This is a genomic window from Aquipseudomonas guryensis (assembly GCF_014164785.1).
GTDB classification, from domain to species: Bacteria; Pseudomonadota; Gammaproteobacteria; order Pseudomonadales; family Pseudomonadaceae; genus Aquipseudomonas; species Aquipseudomonas guryensis.
Window position 1 is genome coordinate 1 of sequence record NZ_JACJFN010000005.1, and the last position, 23535, is coordinate 23535.

Sequence of the window (23535 nt, forward strand, 5' to 3'; positions counted from 1 at the left end):
GGCCGGTAACGACACCGACAGCGACGACGGCATCGACCCGAGCAGCATCGTCATCACCGGTAATCCGGCCAATGGCACCGTCACCGTCAACGCCGACGGCACCGTCAGCTACCAGCACAACGGTTCCGAAACCACCGGCGACAGCTTCACCTACACCATCAAGGACGCCAGCGGCCAGACCTCCAACCCGGTCACCGTCACTGTCGGGGTCACCCCGAGCAACGACGCGCCGGCCGCCGTCGCTGATGCCGCCACCGTCGCCGAAGGCGGCAGCGTGCTGATCGACCTGGCCGGTAACGACACCGACAGCGACGACGGCATCGACCCGAGCAGCATCGTCATCACCGGTAACCCGGCCAATGGCACTGTCACCGTCAACGCCGACGGCACCGTTAGCTATCAGCACAACGGTTCCGAAACCGCCGGTGACAGCTTCACCTACACCATCAAGGACGCCAGCGGCCAGGTCTCCAACCCAGTCACCGTCACCGTCGGGGTCACCCCGGGCAACGACGCGCCGTTGATCCGTGTACCGGATGCGCAGACCACGGCAGAAGACACCAGCAAGACCTTCTCCCTGCTGACGCAAAATGCCCTGGGTGTATTCGACCCCGAACAGGCCAACCTGAGCGTCACTCTCAGCGTCGAGCATGGCGTCCTCAATATCGGTCTCAACCTGCTCGGCGCCAGCCACACGGGCAGCGGCACAGCCACGCTTACCATTACCGGTAGCGCGGCCGCCATCAACAACGCCATGGCCCAGCTTACCTACGTCCCAGAGGCCAACTACTTCGGCCCGGACAATCTGCAAGTCAGCGCCAGCGATGGCCAGACAACGGTTAACGACGCGGTAGCCATCACCGTAACGCCGGTCAACGATACGCCAGTGGCCAGCCCGGACAGCGCGGACGTTTTCGAAGGCGGTGCCAGCATCAGCGGCCAGATTGTCGCGAGCGATATCGATCAAGCGCCCGGCGTAGCCCTGCAATTCAGCACCTCGGCCAGTGTCGCCGGCCTGACCTTCAACCCCAATGGCAGCTGGAGTTTCGACCCTAGCAACCCGGCCTATGACTACCTGGCCGACGGCCAGGAGCTGGTAATCAGTGTTCCGTTCACCGTCACTGACGACCAGAACGCCAGCACGGCCAACAGCCTGACCATTACCGTGACGGGCACCAATGACGGCCCGGTGGTTGACGTCGCCGGCTCCGACACCAGCGCTGCCTTGAACGAAACCAATGCACCGCTCAGCGTCAGTGGCACCCTGCTGTTCAGCGATGTCGACAGCGGCGACACGCCGGCCACCACGCAAACCGCCAGCACCATCAGCGCCACTGGCATCGCCCTCAGCGCCGCCCAGCAAACTGCCATCACCGATGCCTTCATCATCGATGCCGACGGCAACTGGAGCTTCAACCTGGCTTCGCCGGACTACCTCGCCGACGGTGATGTGGTCACCGCCGTGTTCACCGTTACCGTCACCGATGACAACGGCGAAACCACCATCCAGGACGTGACTCTGACCATCACCGGCAGCAACGACGCGCCCGTGATCGACGTCGCCGGTTCCGACACCAGCGCCGCCCTGAATGAAACCAATGCGCCGCTCAGCGCCAGCGGTACTGTGCTGTTCAGCGATATCGACAGCGGTGACACGCCGGCCACCAGCCTCACCGCCAGCACCATCAGCGCCACCGGCATCGCCCTCAGCGCCGCCCAGCAAACTGCCATCGCCGATGCCTTCAGCATCGATGCCGACGGCAACTGGACGTTCAACCTGGCCTCGCCGGACTACCTCGCCGCCGGTGATGTGGTCACCGCCGTGTTTACCGTTACCGTCACCGACGACAGCGGCGCAACCGCCACCCAGGACGTGACCCTGACCATCACCGGCAGCAACGACGCCCCCACTGTCGACGCCAGCCTGGCAACCGTTACCGGTGTAGAAGACACGGCCATTACCCTGACCTGGACGAACTTCGGCATCAGCGATGTCGATTCGCTGGACAGCGACCTGGGCGTAATCATCAATCAGCTCCCAGCCGCCGGCAGCCTGAGTTTCGAGCAAAGCCCGGGCAACTGGGTCGCCGTTACCCCGGATCAGCTCATCAGCAAAGCCGATATCGAAGCGGGCAAGCTGCGCTTTGAACCGGCGGCGCATGAGTCGGGGCACGACGGCTTTGCCGGCAGCGGCCTGGGCAACCTGCAGGCCGACTATGCACAGATCGGCTTCACGCCCTTCGATGGTACGGATGCGGGCACCGCCAGCAGCCTGAGCCTCGATATCAGTCCGGATGCGGACGCCCCCAGCCTGATTCTGAACGGCACGTCAGTCGCTGCCGCAACCGACTTCCAGAGTGCGCCACTGAATGGCGCCAGCTGGTCAGCCAACATCAACGCTTCCAGCCTGAACACCGGACTGGGCAGCACCTGGAACACCAGCAACCCGGGAGGCCTGCTGGAGATCGGCACCCAGAACACTTACCTCGGCGGCGGCAGCACCAACCAGGTGATCGAGCTTGAACGCGTCAGCGGGGATGCGGCCAACCTGTTCACCGACATTACCGCCAAGGCAGGCAGCTCTTACTCGCTCGACTTCGACTACTCGCCACGCGCCGGCCAGACCAGCAACTCCGCAATCCAGGTGTTCTGGGGCGGCAATCTGATCGCCACCCTCAATGCCTCGAGCGTGGGCTTCCAGCACTTCCACTTCGACCTGCCGGCAGACGCAGACGGCACCTATCGTCTCGAGTTCAGGGCTAGCGACAGCAATAGCCTGGGTGGCGTGCTGGACAACATTCAACTGCTGGATGTGCGCAATACCGGCAACGAGGACAGCTGGATTCGTCTGTCCAGTATCGATGCCCAGCTGGTTGACGGCGACAGCTCGGAAACGCTTGCGATCAGCATCGACAATATCCCTGTTGGCGCAACGCTGAAGGACAACCAAGGCAACAGCTTTACCGCTGCGCCTGGCAGCACGCAGACGGATGTGACCGGCTGGGATCTGTCGACCCTGTCGATTCTTCCCCCGAGCAACTACAACGGCAGCTTCAACCTCGAGATCAAGGCCACCTCGACCGAAACCAGCAATCTGGATTCCGCCGAGACCACCCAGAGCCTGACCGTGATCGTCCTGCCCGTGAACGATGCTCCGGTCGCCGTAGCCGATGCTGCGACTGTCGCCGAAGGCGGCAGCGTGCTGATCAACCTGGCCGGTAACGACACCGACAGCGACGACAGCCTCAATCTGGCCAGTATCGTCATCACCGCCAATCCGGCCAACGGCAGCATCACCGTCAACGCTGACGGCACCGTCAGCTACCAGCACAACGGCTCCGGAACCACTGGCGACAGTTTCACCTACACCATCAAGGACGCCAGCGGCCAGGTCTCCAACCCGGTCACCGTCACCGTCGGCGTTACCCCGGTCAACAATGCACCGGTCGCCGTCGCCGACAACATCACGGTTGCTGAAGGCGGTACCGCGACCATCCTGCTGGGCGGCGCTAGCAGTGTTCTAGCAAACGACAGCGATGCCGAAAGCAATCCATTGAGCGCGATTCTGGTCACTGGCCCCGCCAACGGTACCTTGACGCTCAACGCCAACGGCACGTTCAGCTACACCCACAATGGCAGCGAAACCACTACCGACAGCTTCACCTACAAGGTCAACGACGGCACCACCGACGGCAACACCGTGACCGTCAATATTGGTGTAACACCCATCAACGACGCCCCCGTCGCCGTGGCCGACAGCGCCAGCGTCGCCGAAGGCGGCAGCATGCTGATCGACCTGGCCGGCAACGACAGTGACAGCGATGACGGCCTCGATCTGAGCAGCCTGGTCATCACCAGTGGCCCGGCTAACGGCAGCGTCACCGTCAATGCCGACGGCACCGTCAGCTACCAGCACAACGGCAGCGAGACCACGGGCGACAGCTTCACCTACACCATCAAGGACGCCAGCGGCCAGACCTCCAACCCGATCACCGTCACCGTCGGCGTTACCCCGGTCAACGATGCCACCGTCGTTGCCAACGACAACGTGACCACCAACGAAGACAGCGCCGTCATCATCAACGTGCTGGCCAACGACAGCGATGTCGACAGCACCAAGAGCCCGGTGACCGGCGTCACCCAAGGCGCCCACGGCACGGTTGCGATCAACGGCGACGGCACCCTCGCCTACACCCCGACGGCCAACTTCAACGGCAGCGACAGCTTCACCTACACCAACGCCGAGGGCGCCAGCGCCACCGTCAACGTCACCGTCAATGCGGTCAATGACGCCCCCGCTGGCGCCAACAAGACCCTCACCACCCTGGAAGACACCGCCTACACCCTCACGGCAGGCGACTTCGGCTTCAGCGACAGCGAGGGCGACGACTTCGCCGGCGTGCTCCTGCAGGCGCCGAGCCTGGGTAGCCTGACCCTGGATGGCGTGGCCCTGACCGGCCCGACCAGCGTATCGGCAGCGGATATCAGCGCTGGCAAACTGGTTTACACACCCGCGAGCAACGCCAGCGGCACGGGCTATGCCAGCTTGAGCTTCCAGGTGCAGGATGACGGCGGCACCGCCAATGGCGGCGTGAATACCGATCCCACGGCGAATACCCTCACGTTCAACGTCACGCCGGTGGCCGATCCGCTGACGGCGCCGGGCGGGATTACCGTGGTAGTGGGGCCGTCTTTTGACTTCAACCTGCCTAGCGGCGAAAACGGCCAGTCGTATACCGACCCGCTGACGGGCATTACGGTCAGCGTCCCGAACGGTATGACCCTGGGTGGAAACGGCGGCCTGGGCGTTGGCGTAGACACCACGACCGCCGGCGGCGGCGAAGAAGCCAACCGCATCGATCCGGGCGAAAGCCTGAACTTCAGCTTCCCTGCCGGACTCGACGTGCAGAGCATCTCGATGGCCGTGAAGAACACCAGGAACGAGACGGTGGAAATCACCAGCAAGCTGGACGCCAGCGGGGTAAACGCCGGCAGCATCTCGCTCAGCGGCAGCCTGCTGGACAGCGGTGCGGCCCTGCAAAATCTTGCCCATGCGCGTATCGAACTCACCGTCACCAGCACAACAGGCAGCCTCACTTCCCTCCCGGCCACGCTGAATGCCAATGGCACTTGGTCGATCAGTGGATTCGATGCCAGCAGTGTCGGCACCATCACCGGCATGACGCTGAAAACCAGCATCGACGGCGATGCATTCAGCAATGGCGGAGACTTCCTGAGCCTCACGGTCAACCGCAACATCAGCACCATGACCGTCGCCAATGGCACGGCATTCGGCAACTCCGACGGCTATCAGGTGGAGTTCCTCTCGTTCGCACCGACCAACAGTGTGGGCTTCAGCCACCCAATCGATATCAACGCGGCACTGCATGACGTCGACGGCAGCGAGACCCTGACCAGCCTCTCCCTGAGTGGCTTCCCCAGCGGCTCGACCCTGACCCTGCTCAACAGCGCGACAGGCCAGCTGACCACGCTGAGCAGCAGCGGCACAGACGCAGACGGCAAGCCGCTGTTCAGCCTGGACACCGCCCTGCTGCAAAACGCCTTCAGCAGCGGCAGCTTCAATGACCAGCTGTATGTCAGCAATGCCACGGAGCTGCCCAGCGGATTCGCACCGACCCTGAGCATCACGACGCAGGATGCCAATGGCAGCATAGCCATCAGTACCCTGGGCGGCAGCGGCAACAACAGCATCAATGGCGGCAGCGGCAACGACTACCTGAATGGCGGCGCCGGCACTGACACGCTGAACGGCGGGGCCGGCGGCGACATCCTGGACGGCGGCAGTGGCATCGACAGCCTGCTGGGTGGCGAGGGCGACGACCTTCTCATCGGCGGCACCGGCAACGACACGCTGTGGGGTAACGCAGGACGCGACACTTTTGTCTGGAAGAGCGGCGACACCGGTACTGATGTGATCAAGGACTTCAATCTGGCGCAGGACAAGATCGACCTCAGCGACCTGCTGCAGGGCGAAGAGCATGCCAGTGATATCGGTAGCTACCTCAAGCTCAGCGCCAGCGGCGATACCCTGCTGGTGAGCAGCACCGGCGTGCTCAATGCCACCGGCAGCAATGCCGATGTCAGCATCCAGCTGGAAGGGGTCAACCTCAGCGATACAAGCCTGAGTCTGGGTGCCACCCCGGCCGCGATCATCAACTCGCTGATCGCTGGCTCCGACCCGACCGTGAAGCTGGACCACTGACCCGCCCATCCGGGCAGCAAGGCCAGTGCTAAAACAAAGCCGGCCTGCCAAATGGCAGGCCGGCTTTTTCATGGCCATTTACCCGTTCACTGCTGCACCACACACAAGTCTTTTTGGCAGCAGACTCCCATGCAAAGGTACCTGGCCATCAAACTTTATTTAGAGGCGCCGGCTGACCTGCAGGGGCGCCGTGCGCACGGGCCCTGTCAGGCGATGCCGCGGCGCAACCTAGGCTCCGGCAAACTGCTCGACCACTACCAGCTCGCCATCAAGCAACGGCTGCTGGGCCAGGAACTCCAGCGCCGAGGTACGCCAGGACTGGCGCGCCGCCCGTGCGGCACATTGCCCGCGATCCAGTTGCAAGGCGTCCAGGCAGGCCTGGCGCAGATCCTCGCTCATCACCCCGGTCAGCCCTTGCTCCAGCACATCCAGTGGCCCCGCTACCGGAAAAGCCGCCACCGGCGTGCCACAGGCCAGCGCCTCGAGCATCACCAGACCATAGGTATCGGTGCGCGAGGGGAACACCAATACGCTGGCCGTGGCGAAGGAGTGCGCCAGCTCGGCGCCCTGCTGGTAACCGAGAAAGCGCGCCTGCGGATAGACCGCCTGCAACTCGGCGCGCTGCGGTCCATCGCCAACCACGCGCTTCTCTCCCGGCAGGTCCAGGTCGAGAAAGGCGCGCAAGTTCTTCTCCGCCGCCAGGCGCCCGACATAGAGAAACACCGGTTCACCTGGCACATCGTCCCGCGATTGGAACAGCCGGCAGTCCACGCCCTTGCGCCACAATTGCAAGCGGCGCAGCCCCTGGGCCACAAATTCCTCGCGCATGCGCTCGGTACTCACCAGCACGGCCTGGCTGGGGCGGTGGAAGCGACGCAGGTAGGCGTAGCCCCAGCTCAAGGGAATCCGCGGCCAGCGGCTATGCACATACTCTGGGAAGCGCGTGTGAATGGCGCTGGAGAAGGCCAGCCCACGCTGGACCAGCCAGCGCCGGGCAGCCCAACCAAGCGGGCCCTCGGTGGCGAGGTGCACGCAGTCTGGGCGGAACTCGCGGATCGCCGGGCCGACCTTCCATAGATTCCAGGCCAGCGGGATCTCCGGGTAACTGGGACAGGGCACCGCGCGGAAATCGACCGGTGACAGCAGCTTGACCAGATGGCCCAGGCCGCGCAGTTCACTGACCAGCGCCTGCAGGCTGGTGACCACGCCATTGACCTGCGGCAGCCAGGCATCGCTGACGATAAGAATCCTCATGCCACCTGCCCGATGGCCAGCTCGGCCTCGCGCGCCTGCGCCTCGGCCAGGCGGTACAGCTCGATGCTGCCGTCCAGGTGTTCGATCAGCGCCGTGCACGACTCCACCCAGTCGCCACAGTTGAGGTACTCCACCTCGCCGACCTTGCGGATCTCGGCGTGGTGGATGTGCCCGCAGACCACGCCGTCGAAGCCGCGTTTGACGCACTCGTGGGCGATGGCTTCCTCGAAGTCGCTGATAAAGCTCACCGCCGTCTTGACCTTGTGCTTGAGGTAGGCCGACAGCGACCAGTAGCCGTAGCCGTAACGCTCGCGCCAGTGGTTGAGCCAGCGATTGAGGGTCAGGGTGAACTCGTAGGCGCTGTCGCCGAGAAAGGCCAACCAGCGGTGGTAACGGGTGATCACGTCGAACTGGTCGCCGTGGATCACCAGCAATTTGCGCCCGTCGGCGGTGACGTGCTCGGCCTCGTCGACCAGCTGGATATTGCCGAGGATCAGCGTCGAGTAACGACGGAGGAATTCATCATGGTTACCGGTGACGTAGATCACCTCGGTGCCGCGCTTGCTCATGGTCAACAGGCGGCGGATCACGTTGGTATGAGCCTGTGGCCAGTAGATACCGCTGCGCAGCTTCCAGCCGTCGATGATGTCGCCGACCAGGTAGACCTTGTCCGCCTGGTAGCGCTTGAGAAACTCGGCCAGGCGTTCGGCCTGGCAGTCGCGCGTGCCCAGGTGCACATCGGAAATCCACAGAGTGCGGACTCGTTGCTTGCGGCTGGGTGTGCTGCGCTCGGCGATGCTCATCGGCGTTCTCCGCTGGGTTTAGCGCGAGCGTGCACGCCAGCGGTGAAGGCACTGTGACAGCCCGATGGCAATGCGGTGACAAGTGCCAGGGCGCGAGCACGGTGTAGACTGCGCCCTTGTTTCAGAACCTGCTTAGGATCTTTTGAGCTAGAGCCCAACTTCAATGCAGCCTGGCCGACGATCAAGAGATCCTCAGCAGGTTCTCAGGAGCCTGCAATGCACCCGATTTTATCCCTGCGCCATTACCGCCACGAACAGATCGCCCACAGCCACGAGCATGCGCAGCTGGTGTTCGGCCTGAGCGGCTGCCTGGATTTCGAAGTGGCCGGCCAAGGTTGCCAGGTGCTCAGCCACAGCCTGGCCGTGGTACCGCGCACGGCCCACCATGCCTGCGCCAGCCCGGCGAGCAGCCAGTGTCTGGTGCTCGATGTGCCGGCCGATGGCTGGCTGCAACAGCGCCTGGGCCGGCATGCCGACGCGAGCCGGCGCCTGCTCGACCGCCCCGGCCGCCTGCTGCTCAACCCGGCGCAGAGCCAGCTGGTCAACTGGCTGGCAGCCAGTCCGATCAACGATGATGTGATCGCTCAGCAAGGCGCGGCGCTGCTGCTCGCCAGCCTGAGCAGTAGCGAGCCCTTACCCAGCCATGGCCTGCCGCTGGCAGTCATCGACGCGCATATCGAGCGCCACTGCGCCCACCCGCTACAGGTTGCTGATCTGGCGCGGCTGTGCGGCCTGTCGGCAGCGCGCTTCCATGCGCGCTTTCTCGCCGAAACGGGGCACACGCCGATGGAGCATGTGCGCAATCGCCGCCTGCAGCTGGGCCGTGAGCTGCTACTGAGCAGCAACCTGGCCGTCGGCGAGATCGCCGCACGGGTTGGCTACGCCTCGCAGAGCGCCTTCACTGCGGCCCTCGCGCGCCAATTGGGCAGTACGCCGCGCCAGTTGCGCCGCGAGTGGCGCGATAAAAGCCGCGACTAGCGCGACAGACTGACGGCGCCGCGCCTGCCTAGACTCTGCGCATCGTCAGGGAGTTTTTATGCACACCATCGAATGGCAGGATTTTGAGCGCGTGGAACTGCGCGTCGGCACCCTGCTCAGCGCAAGGCTCAACGAAAAAGCTCTTAAACCCGCCTACATCCTGGAAGTCGATCTCGGTGAATGGGGGATCAAGACCTCCAGCGCCCAGCTCACCGCCCACTACGCCACCGAACAGCTGATTGGCCGCCAAGTGCTCTGCGTGTGTAACTTCGCGCCCAAACGCATCGCCGGCATTCGCTCGGAGGTGCTGGTCACCGGCGTCTATGACGCGGACGGCAAGGTGGTGCTGGCCAGCTTCGAGCATCCCCTGCCTAATGGCGCACGCCTGGCATGAACCGGCGCAAGGCACTCCTGGCCCTGCACCTGGGCGCATTGCTGTTCGGCCTTTCCGGTATTTTCGGCAAGCTAGCCCTGGCCGCTCCGGTGGTCATCGTGTTTGGTCGCGCACTGTTCGCCGTACTCGCCCTCACCCCCTTCGCCCGCTCCGGCGCGGCACGGCCCAGCCATAGGCGCCTACTGGCCCTGGCCGGTGCAGGCCTGCTGCTGGGCGGGCACTGGTGGAGTTTCTTCATTGCGATCAAGGTGGCTGGCGTGGCGGTGGCGACCCTGGGCTTCGCCAGCTTTCCGGCCTTCACCGTGCTGCTCGAAGGGCTGCTGTTCAAGGAGCGGGTACGGCGCAGCGAATGGGCGGTGGTCGGCCTGGTGTGCATCGGTCTGATCCTGGTGACCCCGCACTTCGACTTCGCCAGCGAAGCCACCCTGGGCCTGTGCTGGGCCGTGCTGTCCGGGCTGTTGTTCGCCCTGGTGTCGGTAAGCAACCGGGCCACCACCCGCGGCCTCAACCCGGCCCAAGCGGCACTGTGGCAGAACATCGGCATCCTGTTGTGCAGCCTGCCCTTTGCCTGGAGCCTGCTGCCTGAGGTACGGGCGCTGGACTGGCTGTGGATCGGCCTGCTTGGCGTGCTCTGTACAGCCCTGGCGCACAGCTTGTTCGTCGCCAGCCTGCGCACGCTCAACGCCCGCAGTGCATCGGTGGTGTTTGCCCTGGAGCCGGTCTACGGCATCGTCTTCGCCTGGTGGCTGTTCCACGAGCAACCGGGGCTACGCATGCTCTGTGGCGGCGCGCTGATCGTTCTGGCCACGCTGATCTCGGCACGCATGAGCAAGCATGCTCCCAGCGTGGAAGACCTCGGCTGAGGCGCTACTGCCTAGGGCTTAGCGGTCGTTATGGCCCAGATCGCGCGCGGGATCGATCAGATCACGCAGGCGCTGCTTGAGCACCTTGGCTTCGGGAAAGCCGCCATCAGCCTTGCGCTCCCACAACTGAACGCCGTCGCAGGCAATCCGGAACACGCCTCCCGTGCCGGGTTCCAGGCTGACCTTGCCCAGCTCGTCGCTGAAGGTGCTGAGCAGTTCCTGCGCCAGCCAGGCGGCGCGCAGCAGCCACTGGCACTGGGTGCAGTAGGTGATGGTGACTTCGGGTTTGCCGGACATGCCGCGGGCTCCGTTACGCAAAAGGCGCCATGATAGCGCCGCCCAAACGACAGCGCCGCGAAGTCTCCTGCGCGGCGCCGTGGTTTGGGCAGTAACTCAGGCGATCTGGGCCAGCAGCTCCCGCGCCCGCGCCTTCTCCTGATCATCGCCCTCGTCGATTAGTGCATTGAGGATGTTGCAGGCCGCACCCAGGTTGCCCTGCTCGATATAGGCCAGGGCCATGTTCAACTGGGCCAGGTGCTCACGGTTACCCGCCAGATGCTCGAGGTTGGACTCCAGGGGCTTGTCGGCACGCCCCTGCGGTTCACGGGAGAACGCATCGACGAACTCCTCATGCAAGACCTCATCAGCGGTGCTCTCAGGCAGAGGCATGTCGCCGAAAGGACTGAGGCTGTCCTTGTCGACGGTCATTTCGAACACTTCGGGCAGCTCGCGCAGGTCCGAGCGGAAGGAAGGATCGAGCGCATCCGCGCTGGCAGCCTTGGCTCGCAGGGGGGCTTCATTTTTGAACGGGCTGACCAGATCCCAGTCGGCATCCAGTGACAGGTCATCGAGATTGAGCTGGAAGTCATCCGCCGCCGGCTGAGCGGCGGGTAGCGGCTCTGGCACCTCGTCGAGGGGCAGCACGGCGACCAGTTCATCTGCCTGTGTCGGGCGTTGCAGGTTGGCATAACGCACGCGGATCTGATCGACCTGCACATGGCTGGCCCCCATATCCAGCAACTGCTGCTCCTGGGCAAAGAAACCGTTGGCGTCACCCAGCTCGCCCAGCACCGCGAACAGGCGCAGGCGCAGGTCGATGCGCTGCGGCTCCTGTTCGACAGCCCTGCGCAACACGGCAAGGGCTTCACCAAAGTGGCCATAGGCGATGTAGATATTGGCGCCCTCGATCGGGTCAGCCGGCACACTCGGCATACGTACCGGCGCCACGGGCTTGGCCTGCACTGGTTCAGCGGGGCGTACCTGCTGGGTCGGCACCTTGACAGCCGGGCGTACCTGCACCTGAGGCCGCCGGTAGGGTTCGGGCTCGTGACTCTCCACCTTGCGCCGCAACAGCCATATACCGCCGATAAGCACCAGGCAGAGGCCACCCGCACTCAGCCAGAGAGGCCAGGCAGAAGATTCCTGAGCCACTGGCAAGTCACCGGTTGGTGCAGCCGGGGCGCTCTGCAGCACAGGTGCCGGGCCGTCTGCCGGCGCAGGCTGGCGCTGCTGCGCCAGCTCGGCGCGAATGGTCTGTAGCTGCCGATCCTTCTCCGCCATCTGCGTCTGCAACTGCGCCAACTGGGCTTGCAGATCCACGATAGCCGTCTGCAGCTGCTGATTTTCTGCGGTCTGGCTGGCCAGCTCGCCATCCACCTGCAGTTGCGCCGCCTCGATCTGTTGCAGCTCGGCGGCTGCCTCGGCAATCGGAGCAGACTCTGCCGCGGGTGTCGGCTCTGCCGCGGGCGCCAGGGCCAGCGACGCGGCGACCGGTGGATCGACAGCAACGGGGGCCTGCGGCTGACTGGGTGCTATCCACTGCGGCACGGCGCTATCCGGCAACAACAGATCAGCGGCAAGGCGCAGTCGATCGCGGTCACCGGCGATGAACGCGCCGGGGTTCAGTCTGTGGATATCGCTCATCAATACCGAACGCGATGCTTCGCTGCCGGCCTCACGCAGGCGACCGGCAATGCTCCACAGGCTGTCACCAGGCTGTACGCGATAACGCTGGCCCTGGGTGGCCGGCGGCATTGGCGTCTGCGCTTGTGCCTGCTGCGGGGTGGCTGCCCGGGCTGGCGGGGGCGCTGCAGCGTAACGCGGCTCATCCAGCGTACTGGCCACGGGGCGGTAGGCAGAAGACCCGGGCGGGTCGATCAGCAAGGTGTACTCACGCAGCAGGCTGCCGCCGGGGCGCACCACTTCGACGATGAAATTGAGGTAGGGCTCGCGCACCGGTTTGTTCGACACCACGCGGATCATGCTCTGGCCGCCGCGCAAAACCGGGGTGAAGCGCAAGTCATTGAGGAAGACGAAACGGTCGACGCCGGAGCGACTGAAGTCTTCGGCCGAGGCCAGGCGCACCTTGATCTCGTCGGCGTTCAGATCACCAATCTGCAGCAACTCGATCTCGGCTTCCAGCGGCTGATTAAGCGCCGAGTGCAGGCTGATTTCACCCAGGCCGAGAGCTGGCACCATGCCGGAATAGAGCGCTGAGCCCGATGCCAGGGTCAATAGAAGTTGACGTACCCGAGCCATACACCCTCCACGGATTTCCAGCTCGCACGCTGCCCTCAGTAGCCTCCTGAATCCCTGGCTAGCGGGCAACGCAACGCTGTTTTGTGTCGGGAGGGCGTCCCTGTCACCCGGCTTCGCAATGCCTCGACAGACCAACGGGTAGCAAAAGTACCAACTGATCACATCGCCCAAGGCATAGAGCCAGCATAGGAAATAGGTACCTAAAAATGCCAACTATCTCTCATTCTGTATTGAGATAAGTCGGCTACAGCTAACAACTAAATTGACTAGAGAGGGTCTGGGGAAACCCGTCCGGTACGCAGGCTGCCCCTGCTAACCAAAGGGTTACAGGGGCGTTATCTGGGGCAATCTTGACTGCGAACTGCAGCTGACTGAAGCGTCTCAGCCCTTCTCCAGATTGGCCAGAACCTGGGCATGCACCCGCTGGCAGAGCTGCATGTCTTCCTCACTGACGCCGGCGAACAACTCTTTGCGCAGCCCCAGGGCGATGCTTTCGATCTGTTCGATCAGGGGCCGGGCCTGCGGGCTCAGGACAATCTTCTTTGCCCGCCGATCTTCCGGTACGGCATGGCGCTGCACCAGGCCCTGGGCCTCCAGGCCATCGAGCAGACGGGCCAGGGTCGGGCCCTCGACGCCCACCGTCTTGGCCAGTTCGCGCTGGGTCGGTGGCTCTTCCAGCAGGGCCAGATGCAACAACACCAGCCAGCGGGCCTGGGACAAACCGAGGCCGGAGAGCCGTCGATCCAGTTCAGCGCGCCAGGCGCGGGATAGCTGAGCCAACTGCATGCCGAAACTGTGTTGCGCAAAGGTGTGCATAGCGATTCGCGGACCGTGTCATGGCGGTTTTTGCCCCTGCCTGCACGCCCCTACACTGCGCAGACAGCAGAAAAACCTAATTATTAGTCGCCTAACCATAACCCCGTGGCGCGCCCGTCGCCAAGTCCGTTTTCACCATTTGACGTACTGGTCTTCGACGAAGCCCCAGAGGTTGTCGATCACCAGCGGAGCCCGGCCCGGTGGGCGCAAGGTGCCCTGAAAACAGCCGAATACCTGCTTGAAGTTGCTCGCCAGAAAACCCAGATTGAGCCGCTCACGGTGCAGGCCATGGCCACGGAAATTCAGCTCGACCTGGCCATCGGCAGAGAGGATCCGCCAGGGTTGCAGCGGCTCATCGCGGTTGAACTGGAAATGCACGCCGCTGACCGGCAGCAGCTCGCCATCCAGCCAGTAGCAATTCTCGCTGAAGCTGGTCTCGTTGACCCCACAGGATAGGTTGAGACCGACCCGCGTACCGGCCACTTCGCCGGACAGGCAGGCCCAGTTCCAGAAGGTTTCCGGGCGCATGTAGCCGGCCGACCAGTCGTGGTGGGCGAAGGCGTCGATCTGCGTCAGATCGAAGTCGCCCAGGGCACTCTGCACCGAGCCCTGGCAGCGTACCCCGGCGACCTTCTGCGCATAGACCCAGCCATTTACCGCCGTGGGCGTGCAGATGCACATCGGCTGGAAGGCCGGCTGCTGCTCGGAGAAGTGCGCCTCGATGCGCGTGCCATCGTCCAGCTCCACCAGCAGGCGTTTCTCCCTGGACTGCGCGCTGTTCTCCAGGCGTAGCAGGTTGCCGCCACTGCGCAGCTCACAGATGCCGCTATCTGGCTGCTGCGAGAAGCTGCTGCCAAAGCCCAAGGGCAGACGGAACTGGCGCTCGATCATGCGCCCGCTGGGCGGATGGAACAGGTAGACGAAGCCGATACCGAGCAGACTCAGGTTGCCCAATGCACAGCCGCCGATCAGCTCGCGACTGACCAGGCCGAAATACTGGAACTGGTGAAAGCGCCGCCATTTGGCCAACGCACCGAGTCGACGGCCCATCGGTGAGCGGAAGTCGAAATCGCGGTAGTTCACCTCGCCCGGTGGCGCAGGGAAGATGCCGTAATGGGGCTGGCCGTTGGCCTGGATCAGTCGTTCCATCGTTACTGCTCGGCGGGAAAGCGCTGATCCTAGCAGCCGGCTCTCAGCGTTGAAGCGACGATTCGCGCCAGTGCAGCGGACAACTGACGCCTCAGAATCTGTTCACGATCTTTTGGACTAGAGCCAGACAAGGCAAAAACAGGCGAGGAAGCGGAGTTTACGAGCTGTAAATGAGCATTCCGAGCCTGTTTTTAACGCGGTATGGCTGACGGAGAGGAGATCGTGGACAGATTCTCAGGTCACTACCTGGTTGCGGCCAAAGGCCTTGGCCTCGTACAAAGCCCGGTCGGCATGCTCGAACAGCAGATCGAGCGCCATTCCGTCTTGCGGGCGCAGGCAGGCCACCCCGACGGAGATGGTCAACACCGCCGCGGTCGACGAACCGGCGTGGGCCAGCTGTTGATCCTGTACGGCCTGGCGCAGCGCTTCGCCGCGTTGGCGCGCCTCGGCGGCGCCGATGCCATACAGCAACACGGCAAATTCCTCGCCGCCCAGACGTACCGCCATGTCCAGCGGCCGCCGGGCCGAGTCGGAGAGCAGCGCACTGACCCGCTGCAACGCACGGTCACCCGCCTGGTGGCCGTAGTGGTCGTTGTACGCCTTGAAATGGTCGACATCGCACAGCAGCAAAGCCAGCTCGACCCCTTCGCGCTGCGCCTGACGCCACAGTCGAGCCAGCTGGCGATTGAAACTGCGTCGGTTGTGTAGGCCCGTCAGGCTGTCGTGATCGGCCAGCACACGCATCAGTCGGCTGACCAGGAAATGCTCGCGCGACTTGAACTCGAGCAAATAACAGCCCACCGCACCGATCAGGTTGCCGAACAGCAGGAACAACAGATTGTTGAACAGGCGCTCCGCCGGTAAACCGCCGAGCCATTCGAACAGGCCGTAGGCAAACAGCACCAGAAAGGAAATGGCCAGCGCCTCGACCAGGCGCAGCCCTACCAGGAAGTAGGCGGCAATGCAGACCAGCAACAGGCCTTCATAGGGGAAAAATGGATTCTGTCCATGGCCGATGGCGATGATAGCGGCGGCCCCCAAGCCCATTGCCCCGATGCAGGCGAGGCTCAGGGGCACCATCAGGCGTGGCTGGCGGTTCAGCAGGATCAGGCGGCCACAGGCAATCAGCAACACCGCCACACCCAGGCGAATGGCCAGCAGCGTGTAGAGCAACGGCGCATTGATCATCCATACGTCCACCACCAGGAAGGCCATCCAGACGATCAGGGCAAACACCACGGAAACGCGCTTCAGTACAACACTGTCACGCTGCGCATAGGAGCGGTATTCCTGCTCCAGCGACTTACTGAAGCGCAGCCGACGATAGCCCTGGGCAAGCTGGTCGGCGTAGGGATTGGGACGTACATCGTCAAGCCAGGCGAGATGGGATGACACCAGAACCTCGATAATGGGCGGTACGGCGCCACCATAGCGATTTGTGACATGCGTCACAAGTTTGTCACCCACCCGCGCCGATAGTTTGGCGCGCAAAGCCACACCGTCCGTCGCTCTAGCAGGCTGTTGAAAACGTAGGCGAGGCAGCCAGCGCAAGGCGCAACGTTAGTAACAGCCTCCGGCTGGTCAAAACGGCGAAAAAGCGCAGTTTACGAGTTGTAAATGAGCATTTGATTCGCTGCGCTCACCCCTTCGGGGCCGTGCTTAAGCACGTTCAGCCGTTAGCTGTGAGCTGTTTTTAACGCCGCGATGGCAACGCAGGTAGTTTTCAACAGCTTGCTAAACCTCGAACTCCGCCTGCAGGGCCGCCCGCACGCAATACAGCACGCCCTCGGGCACCCGCCCGGCGAACTGCTCGGCGATGGCCGCCACCGCTGGCAGCTCGCCTTCGCCATCGAGGAAGGCATCCTGGATCTCGCCGAGCAGGTCGTCCGGCAGGTCCAGCGCCTGCTCCAGGCTCAGTTGCTGGCGGCCGATGGCTTCGGCTAACAGGCTGTAGACGTTCTTCTCGGTGCACTTGAGCTGGGCGGCGATCTGCAGCGGGGTCATCCCGGCGCGCGCCAGGCTGACCAGCTCATGGCGCAGGTCGACCACCACCTGCGGCGCTTCGGCGGCGCCATTGAGCACTTCGAGGAATGCCTCGCCGTAGCGCTCCAGCTTGCGCGCGCCAACGCCACTGACCTGCGCCATGTCGCTCAGCGAGGCCGGCTTGCTGCGCAGCATCTCCAGCAGGGTGGAGTCGGGGAAGATCACATAAGGCGGCACGCTGTGCTCTTCGGCCAGCTTGCGACGCAGGCTGCGCAGGGCCTCCCACTGTTCGCGCTCCTCAATGCGCACCAGCTGGCTGGCGCTGCTGCCGGAGGCCTTGGCCGCCTGCTGCGGCTTGAGGTCACGACGCAGTTGCAGAGTCACCTCGCCGCGCAGCAGCGGCCGGCAGCTGTCGGACAGGCGCAGGCCGCCATAGCCATCGAGGTCGACATCGGCCAGACCTCGGGCCACCAGCTGACGGAACAGAGTGCGCCACTCGCCTTCGTTGAGCGCCTTGCCCATGCCGAACACCGTCAGGTGCTGGTGGCCGGGAGCGCGAATCTTCTCGTTTTCGCGACCGAGGAGGATATCCACCAGATGGCCGACGCCATAACGCTGGCCGCTGCGGTAGATGGCCGACAGCGCTTGGCGTGCCGGTTCGGTGGCATCCCAGGTCTGTACGCCGTCGATGCAGTTGTCGCAATGCCCGCAGGGCTGCGGCAGCTCCTCGTCGAAGTAGGCCAGCAGCGCCTGGCGGCGGCAGCGGGTTTCCTCGCAGAGGGCGAGCATGGCATCCAGTTTGTGCTGCTCGACACGCTTGTGCCGCTCGTCACCCTCGGAGTTGCTGAGCATCTGCTTGAGGAAGATCACGTCCTGCAGGCCGTAGGCCATCCACGCATCGGCCGGCAGGCCGTCCCGCCCGGCGCGGCCGGTTTCCTGGTAATAGGCTTCCAGCGACTTGGGCAGATCGAGGTGGGCGACGAAGCGCACGTTGGGTTTGTCGATACCCATGCCGAAGGCGATGGTGGCGACCATGATCAGGCCTTCCTCGTTGAGGAAGCGCTTCTGGTTGTAGGCGCGAAGTTCATTGGGCAGACCGGCGTGATACGGCAGCGCCGGGTAGCCCTGACCACTGAGAAACTCGGCAACCTCCTCGACCTTCTTGCGCGACAGGCAATAGACGATGCCGGCATCGCCCTTGCGCGCAGTGAGAAAGGCCAGCAACTGCTTGCGCGGCTGATCCTTGGGCAGGATGCGATAGAAGATGTTCGGTCGGTCGAAGCTGGAGAGGAAGCGCTCGGCGTTCTCCAGGTGCAGGCGCTGAACGATCTCCTCGCGGGTACGCATGTCTGCCGTGGCGGTCAGGGCGATGCGCGGCACATGGGGAAACAGTTCGGCGAGCTGGCCCAACTGCAGGTATTCCGGACGGAAATCATGGCCCCATTGCGACACGCAATGCGCTTCGTCGATGGCGAACAGGCCGATCTGCAGCCCCTGCAGAAAGGCCAGCATGCGCGGCTGAACCAGGCGCTCGGGGGCCACATAAAGGAACTTGATCTCACCGCGACGAATGCGCTCGGCGATATCGCGCTGCTCATCGTTGCTCAGGGTGGAATTCAGCGCCACGGCTGCCACACCTAGCTCGTCGAGGGTGGAGACCTGATCTTCCATCAGCGCAATCAGCGGCGATACCACCACCGCCAGGCCTTCGCGCAGCAATCCCGGCACTTGGAAGCACAGCGACTTGCCGCCGCCGGTAGGCATCAGTACCAGCGCATCACCGCCTGCCGCCACGCGTTCGATGATCGCCGCCTGCTTGCCGCGGAAGGCGTCATAACCGAAGACATCTTTGAGAATGCGGAGGGCGGCGGACATGAGTGGCGGGATCATCCGAAGACTGAAGAAGCGGGCGCGCAGTATACGCGAGCCAGCCAGCTGCGGCGCCCTCGCCCGTCGGCCGTGCTTTTGCCGGCCCGGGCGGCTAGAATCCCGGTGTTTACTCACTCAAGGTAGTGCCACGATGTCCTTCGCCGAGCAATTGTCCCGCCTGCAAGCCTTCCTCGATGCCGATGAACTGCACGAGGAGGCCCTGGACTACGTGGCCGCCCACGGCTACCTGACTGCCCTGTCGATCTGCCCCGACCAGGTGCCGGAGCGCGAATGGATCGACGCCCTGTTCGCCGAGCCGCCGCACTACCGCAGCGACGCCGAGCGCGTGGACATCGAAGCCACCCTGCAACAGCTCAAGGCCCATATTGGCCGTCAGCTGGCCAGTGACGATGACCCGGAATTCCCCTGCGACGTTGACCTCGGCGAAGACCCGGACGACTCCGACCTGCGCGGCTGGTGCATCGGGTTCATGGAAGGCGTGTTCCTGCGTGAATCGGTGTGGTTCGAAGACGCCGAAGACGAAGTCAGCGAACTGCTGCTGCCGATCATGGTGGCCTCCGGCCTCTTCGACGAACAACCCGAGTTCGCCGAAATCGCCCGTGACCGCGACCTGGTGGACAGCATGGTCGACCAGATCCCTGAACTGCTCACCGCACTGTTCCTGCTCTGCCATGCGCCGGAAGAGAAGCCGGCACTGCTCAAGCCCCGCCACCACTAACTTCTAAACGATAAGTGCCTGCACTCGATCATGCGTCGTTAAAAAGCGGTTCGGAATGCTCATTTACTACTCGTAAACTGCGCTTCCTCACCGCTTTTTGCCTCGCCTGCTCTTCGCTCGGCGACTTCTCGTTTAGAAGCAAGGCCACCCGTTAATGCCGCACCGCGACATCCCGCAAAGCCGCCACCGTAGCGTACGTTATGTATTGCTGGCGGTCGGCTGGCTGAGCGTGGTGCTGGGGGTGATCGGCATCTTCGTGCCGGTGCTGCCGACTACGCCTTTCCTGCTTCTGGCAGCTGCCTGTTTCGTACGCAGCTCACGGCGTTTCTACCAGTGGCTGGTCAATCACCAGCACCTCGGGCCGTGGATTCGCGACTACCTGGAAGGCAATGGCATTCCGCTCAAGGGCAAGGTCTACGCCATCGGCCTGATGTGGCTGAGCATCGGCCTGTCCTGCTACCTGGTGCCGCTACCCTGGGCCCGCGCCTTCATGCTCACCAGCGCGGTGCTGGTCAGCGTCTACATCCTCAAACAGAAGACTCTTCCGGTTCGCTGAACCCGGTGGGGCGGTAAAGAAAAGCGGCAAAAGTGTGACGCAGCACCTAAACTTTTGGCACTTTCAGCACAGAGACAGTCCATGCATTTTCGGTCGAGCATTCAAGGACGAGCGCAGCGCCGGCCGGTGGCCTGGCTGGCGCTCGGCCTGTTGCTGGGCTTGTTGCTGGGCGTAGCTGCCAAGGCCAACTGGGACTTTGGCCTGGTCATCCAGAATGCCGAGCAGCGCTATGGCAAGCTGGGGGTCGCCAAGGGCCGTATCGAGGCCTGGGACGAACTGATCCAGGCCAGCGCCAACCTCTCCGAAAGTGAAAAGCTCGCCACGGTAAATCGCTTCTTCAACCGCCAGTTCCGTTTCTCCGATGACATCCGCAACTGGCGCCAGGAGGACTACTGGGCCACCCCGGTAGAAGCGCTGGTGAAAGGCGCCGGGGATTGCGAGGACTACTCCATTGCCAAGTATTTCACCCTGCGCCGCCTCGGCGTGCCCAGCGACAAGCTGCGCATCACTTACGTCAAGGCCCTGAAATACAACCAGGCACACATGGTACTGACCTACTACTCAAGCCCTGGCGCCGAACCGCTGGTGCTGGACAACCTGATTGGCGAAATCCGCCCGGCGTCCCAGCGCAAGGATCTGCTGCCAGTCTACGCCTTCAATGCCGAAGGCCTTTATCTACCGGGTTCTACCAGCCGCAAGAGCGATGCCAAGAAGCTGTCGCGCTGGCAGGATCTGTTGAAAAAAATGCGGGCCGAAGGCTTCGCCATCGGAGAGGGTTAGGAGAACTCTATGTCTCTGTTAAAGCAGCTATTTCTCGCCATCTGCCTGTTCTTGGTAGTGGCCTTCACCGGCAGTTTTATCGCCGGGGTGGAGAGCTCACGCGAGCAACTGCTCAGCCAGCTGCGCTCCCATGCCCAGGACGCTGCTACCGCCCTTGGCCTGTCGATGACGCCGCACATCGATGATCCGGCGATGATCGAGCTCATGGTCAGCTCCATCTTCGACAGCGGCTACTTCGCCACCATTCGCGTGGTACGCATTCCCAGCGAGGAAGTGATAGTCGAACGGCGCACCACCACCACCTCGGATAATGTCCCGACCTGGTTCGTCGACATGGTCGATCTGGAGCCCCAGGGTGGTGACGCCCTGATCATGCGCGGCTGGGAACAGGCTGCACGGGTCGAGGTACTCAGCCACCCGCAATTCGCCCTGGCCAAGCTGTGGGACAGCGCCATCGGCAGCCTGCTCTGGCTGCTGTTGTGCGGTGTGGTCAGTGCCATCCTTGGCGGCTGGCTGCTGCGCACCCAGTTGCGCCCTCTCGACAATATGGTGCAGCAGGCCCAGGCCATCAGCCGGCGCGAGTTTCTCTCCCTGCCCAAGGTGCCGCGCACCCCCGAGCTGAAGCGCGTGGTCATGGCCATGAACCAGATGGTCGAGAAGCTGAAAAACCTGTTCGCCGAAGAAGCTGCCCGCAGCGAGAAACTGCGCGAAGAAGCCTATCAGGACAGCCTTACCGGCCTGGCCAATCGCCGTCTGTTCGATATCAAAATGGCCAACCAGCTCACCGTCACCGAACAGAACGCTGAGGGCTATCTGATGCTCCTGCGGGTAAACGACCTCGGCGGCCTCAACCAGCGCCTAGGCGGACAGCGCACCGATGCGCTGATCCACGAAATCGGCGAAGTGTTCAAGGAACTGCTGGCCGAGCACGGCAAGCCCGACTGGCTGGCTGCACGCAGCCGCGGCGGCGAGTTTACCTTCCTCGCCCCAGGCCTGGCCGCCGAGGAGGTCGAGCAGCGGGCAGAACGCCTGAGCCAGCGCCTAGAGAACCTGCGCGCCACCGGTGCCAGCGACTGCACGCCGGTGGCACACATGGGCATCACCGCCTTTCGACCGGGAGAAGAAGCCGCCCAGGTATTTGCCCGCGTCGATCAGGCCCTGGCTCAGGCACAAAGCCGCCCGGCTCAGCCCTGGGCGAGGGTCGACGACTACCAGGCGCAGAGCGGTCAGGGCCTACACCAGTGGCGCGAATGGGTCGATCAGGCCCTCAGCCACAACCAGCTACAGCTGTACTTCCAACCGGTAGCCCAGTGTGCAAACACAGGCCAGATACTTCACCACAAGGTTCTCGCACGCCTGCTGGATCCTAGCGGCGAGGCTATTGCCGCCGGCCGCTTCCTACCCTGGATCGAGCGCCTGGGCTGGATGGCGCGTTTCGACCTGGCCATGCTCGAAAACAGCCTGGCACACCTCGAACAGCACCCTCAGCCTCTGGCCATCAGCCTGTCGGCGGCCACCCTGTACGACGCCGACAGCCGTGCAAAACTCTTGACCATATTGCGTGCCCACCCGCTACAGGCCCCGCTGCTGACCCTGGAAATGGATGAGACCCAACTGCCCTCGCCAACTGATCTGGAGCGGGTTTGCCAGGTGCTCAACGAGACCGGCTACCACCTGGGTGTACAGCACTTCGGTGGGCGCTTCAGCCTGATCGGCAACTTGACTCACCTGGGCCTGGCCTACCTGAAGATTGACGGCAGTTACATCCGCGCCATCGACCAGGAAAGCGACAAACGCATGTTCATCGAAGCCATCTTCCGCGCCACCAACAGCATTGACCTGCCGTTGATTGCCGAGATGGTGGAAACCGAAGGTGAACTGACAGCGCTGAACGAACTGGGTATCCACGGCGCCATGGGTCGCCTGATTGGTGCACCGGCACCCTGGCAGGGCTAGCAAGTAGCCCGGATGCAATCCGGGAGCGGCCAGCTCATAAGTTTGTTGGGGATATTGCCCACTCCTCATAGCAGGAGTGGGTTTAAAAAGGCTGTCAGCTGCCCAAAAGACTCAGGCAGAGCAAGGACCATAAGCAAAGAGGATCACCCTGGCGTGCAAACGAACACTCAAATCAACTGATGTTCATCATCGCCCAGCAGGCCGCTCAGGCCTTCTATCTCGGCACGGGTCACCGCCCGCTGGTCGAGTTTGCGCCGTGCCGGCTCGGGCAGGTCGGTGTAGCGAATCACGCCCTTCTGCACCAGCACGCTGACCACGTCTTCCAGTACCCGTACCAGTTCGAGATCTGACTCTTTCAGGCTGGTAAGGCGCGACTTCACCTCTTCCCTGGCTGTCAGCCAGCTTTCCAGCTCCGGACTTTCAACCGCCAGGGTTTCCGTCATGCCCTCGAAAGGCTCGTACTCAACCCGCAGCAGCCGTCCATCCTCGTCCCTCAGCACATACACCATGCGACATCCTCCAGGCATGAAAAAGCCCGCTCCCCGGTAAGGGTAGCGGGCTGATCATATAAGTGCAGTTCGCACGGTGTCGAATGCATCACGCGGCCTGGCGAGCCCAGCGCCTCCACGCTGGG

General features: G+C 63.4%; 17 protein-coding genes. 8 read left to right on the forward strand and 9 right to left on the reverse strand.

Annotation, left to right across the window (positions count from 1 at the left end; all coding sequences use genetic code 11):
- On the forward strand, positions 1–6223 hold a 6223-nt coding region (locus H3H45_RS17645), incomplete at its 5' end, for a tandem-95 repeat protein (protein ID WP_182835017.1).
- Positions 6224–6451: 228 nt separating this feature from the next.
- Here the strand turns inward: H3H45_RS17645 and H3H45_RS17650 are convergent.
- Positions 6452–7477 (reverse strand): glycosyltransferase family 4 protein, encoded by a 1026-nt coding sequence (locus H3H45_RS17650; RefSeq protein WP_182835018.1) that lies wholly within the window; start codon positions 7475–7477, stop codon positions 6452–6454.
- Positions 7474–8280: a UDP-2,3-diacylglucosamine diphosphatase gene (locus H3H45_RS17655; RefSeq protein WP_182835019.1), complete on the reverse strand. Its 807-nt coding sequence runs from the start codon at positions 8278–8280 to the stop codon at positions 7474–7476. The genes H3H45_RS17650 and H3H45_RS17655 overlap by 4 nt, the downstream gene beginning before the upstream one ends.
- A 216-nt stretch (positions 8281–8496) precedes the next feature.
- On the opposite strand from H3H45_RS17655, the gene H3H45_RS17660 reads away from it, so the two are divergent.
- Genes H3H45_RS17660 through H3H45_RS17670 form a run of 3 tightly spaced genes read left to right on the forward strand, consistent with a single transcriptional unit; the run spans position 8497 to position 10515 of the window.
- Positions 8497–9258: a helix-turn-helix transcriptional regulator gene (locus H3H45_RS17660; RefSeq protein ID WP_182835020.1), complete on the forward strand. Its 762-nt coding sequence runs from the start codon at positions 8497–8499 to the stop codon at positions 9256–9258.
- Positions 9259–9316: 58 nt separating this feature from the next.
- Positions 9317–9652 carry a tRNA-binding protein gene (locus tag H3H45_RS17665; protein WP_182835021.1) on the forward strand — a complete coding sequence of 112 codons (336 nt, stop codon included), beginning with the start codon at positions 9317–9319 and terminating at the stop codon, positions 9650–9652.
- On the forward strand, positions 9649–10515 hold the full coding sequence (locus tag H3H45_RS17670; RefSeq protein ID WP_182835022.1) for a DMT family transporter: 867 nt from the start codon (positions 9649–9651) through the stop codon (positions 10513–10515). The genes H3H45_RS17665 and H3H45_RS17670 overlap by 4 nt, the downstream gene beginning before the upstream one ends.
- 18 nt (positions 10516–10533) lie before the next feature.
- On the opposite strand, the gene H3H45_RS17675 is transcribed toward H3H45_RS17670, so the two are convergent.
- The 6 genes from H3H45_RS17675 to recQ form a co-directional block, all read right to left on the reverse strand.
- Complete coding sequence (locus tag H3H45_RS17675; protein WP_182835023.1) at positions 10534–10812, reverse strand: SelT/SelW/SelH family protein; 279 nt, start codon at positions 10810–10812, stop codon at positions 10534–10536.
- A gap of 96 nt (positions 10813–10908) precedes the next feature.
- Positions 10909–13053: a FimV/HubP-related protein gene (locus H3H45_RS17680; protein ID WP_235983802.1), complete on the reverse strand. Its 2145-nt coding sequence runs from the start codon at positions 13051–13053 to the stop codon at positions 10909–10911.
- Positions 13054–13434: 381 nt separating this feature from the next.
- A complete protein-coding gene (locus tag H3H45_RS17685) occupies positions 13435–13869 on the reverse strand; it encodes a MarR family transcriptional regulator (protein WP_182835024.1) in 435 nt (144 codons plus the stop codon).
- Positions 13870–14001: 132 nt separating this feature from the next.
- Positions 14002–15018, reverse strand: coding sequence for a DUF2804 domain-containing protein (locus H3H45_RS17690; protein ID WP_182835025.1), 1017 nt, complete (start codon positions 15016–15018; stop codon positions 14002–14004).
- 234 nt (positions 15019–15252) lie between these two features.
- Entirely contained in the window at positions 15253–16413 is a 1161-nt protein-coding gene (locus H3H45_RS17695) for a GGDEF domain-containing protein (protein ID WP_182835026.1), read from the reverse strand.
- 339 nt (positions 16414–16752) lie between these two features.
- Positions 16753–18876 carry a DNA helicase RecQ gene (gene recQ / locus H3H45_RS17700; protein WP_407926705.1) on the reverse strand — a complete coding sequence of 708 codons (2124 nt, stop codon included), beginning with the start codon at positions 18874–18876 and terminating at the stop codon, positions 16753–16755.
- A 145-nt stretch (positions 18877–19021) separates the two neighbouring features.
- Between recQ and H3H45_RS17705 the strand changes: the two genes are divergently transcribed.
- From H3H45_RS17705 to lapD, 4 genes are all read left to right on the forward strand, one after another.
- A complete protein-coding gene (locus H3H45_RS17705; RefSeq protein WP_182835028.1) occupies positions 19022–19609 on the forward strand; it encodes a UPF0149 family protein in 588 nt (195 codons plus the stop codon).
- 154 nt (positions 19610–19763) lie between these two features.
- The gene (locus H3H45_RS17710) at positions 19764–20165 is read left to right on the forward strand and encodes a YbaN family protein (RefSeq protein WP_182835029.1); all 402 of its coding nucleotides are present in this window, start codon (positions 19764–19766) and stop codon (positions 20163–20165) included.
- 81 nt (positions 20166–20246) lie between these two features.
- Positions 20247–20945: a cysteine protease LapG gene (gene lapG, locus H3H45_RS17715; protein ID WP_182835030.1), complete on the forward strand. Its 699-nt coding sequence runs from the start codon at positions 20247–20249 to the stop codon at positions 20943–20945.
- Positions 20946–20954: 9 nt separating this feature from the next.
- A complete protein-coding gene (lapD, locus tag H3H45_RS17720; protein WP_182835031.1) occupies positions 20955–22901 on the forward strand; it encodes a cyclic di-GMP receptor LapD in 1947 nt (648 codons plus the stop codon).
- A gap of 167 nt (positions 22902–23068) precedes the next feature.
- Here the strand turns inward: lapD and H3H45_RS17725 are convergent, their stop codons facing one another.
- Positions 23069–23410 (reverse strand): tryptophan synthase subunit beta, encoded by a 342-nt coding sequence (locus H3H45_RS17725; RefSeq protein WP_182835032.1) that lies wholly within the window; start codon positions 23408–23410, stop codon positions 23069–23071.
- Between the last annotated feature and the right edge of the window lie 125 nt (positions 23411–23535).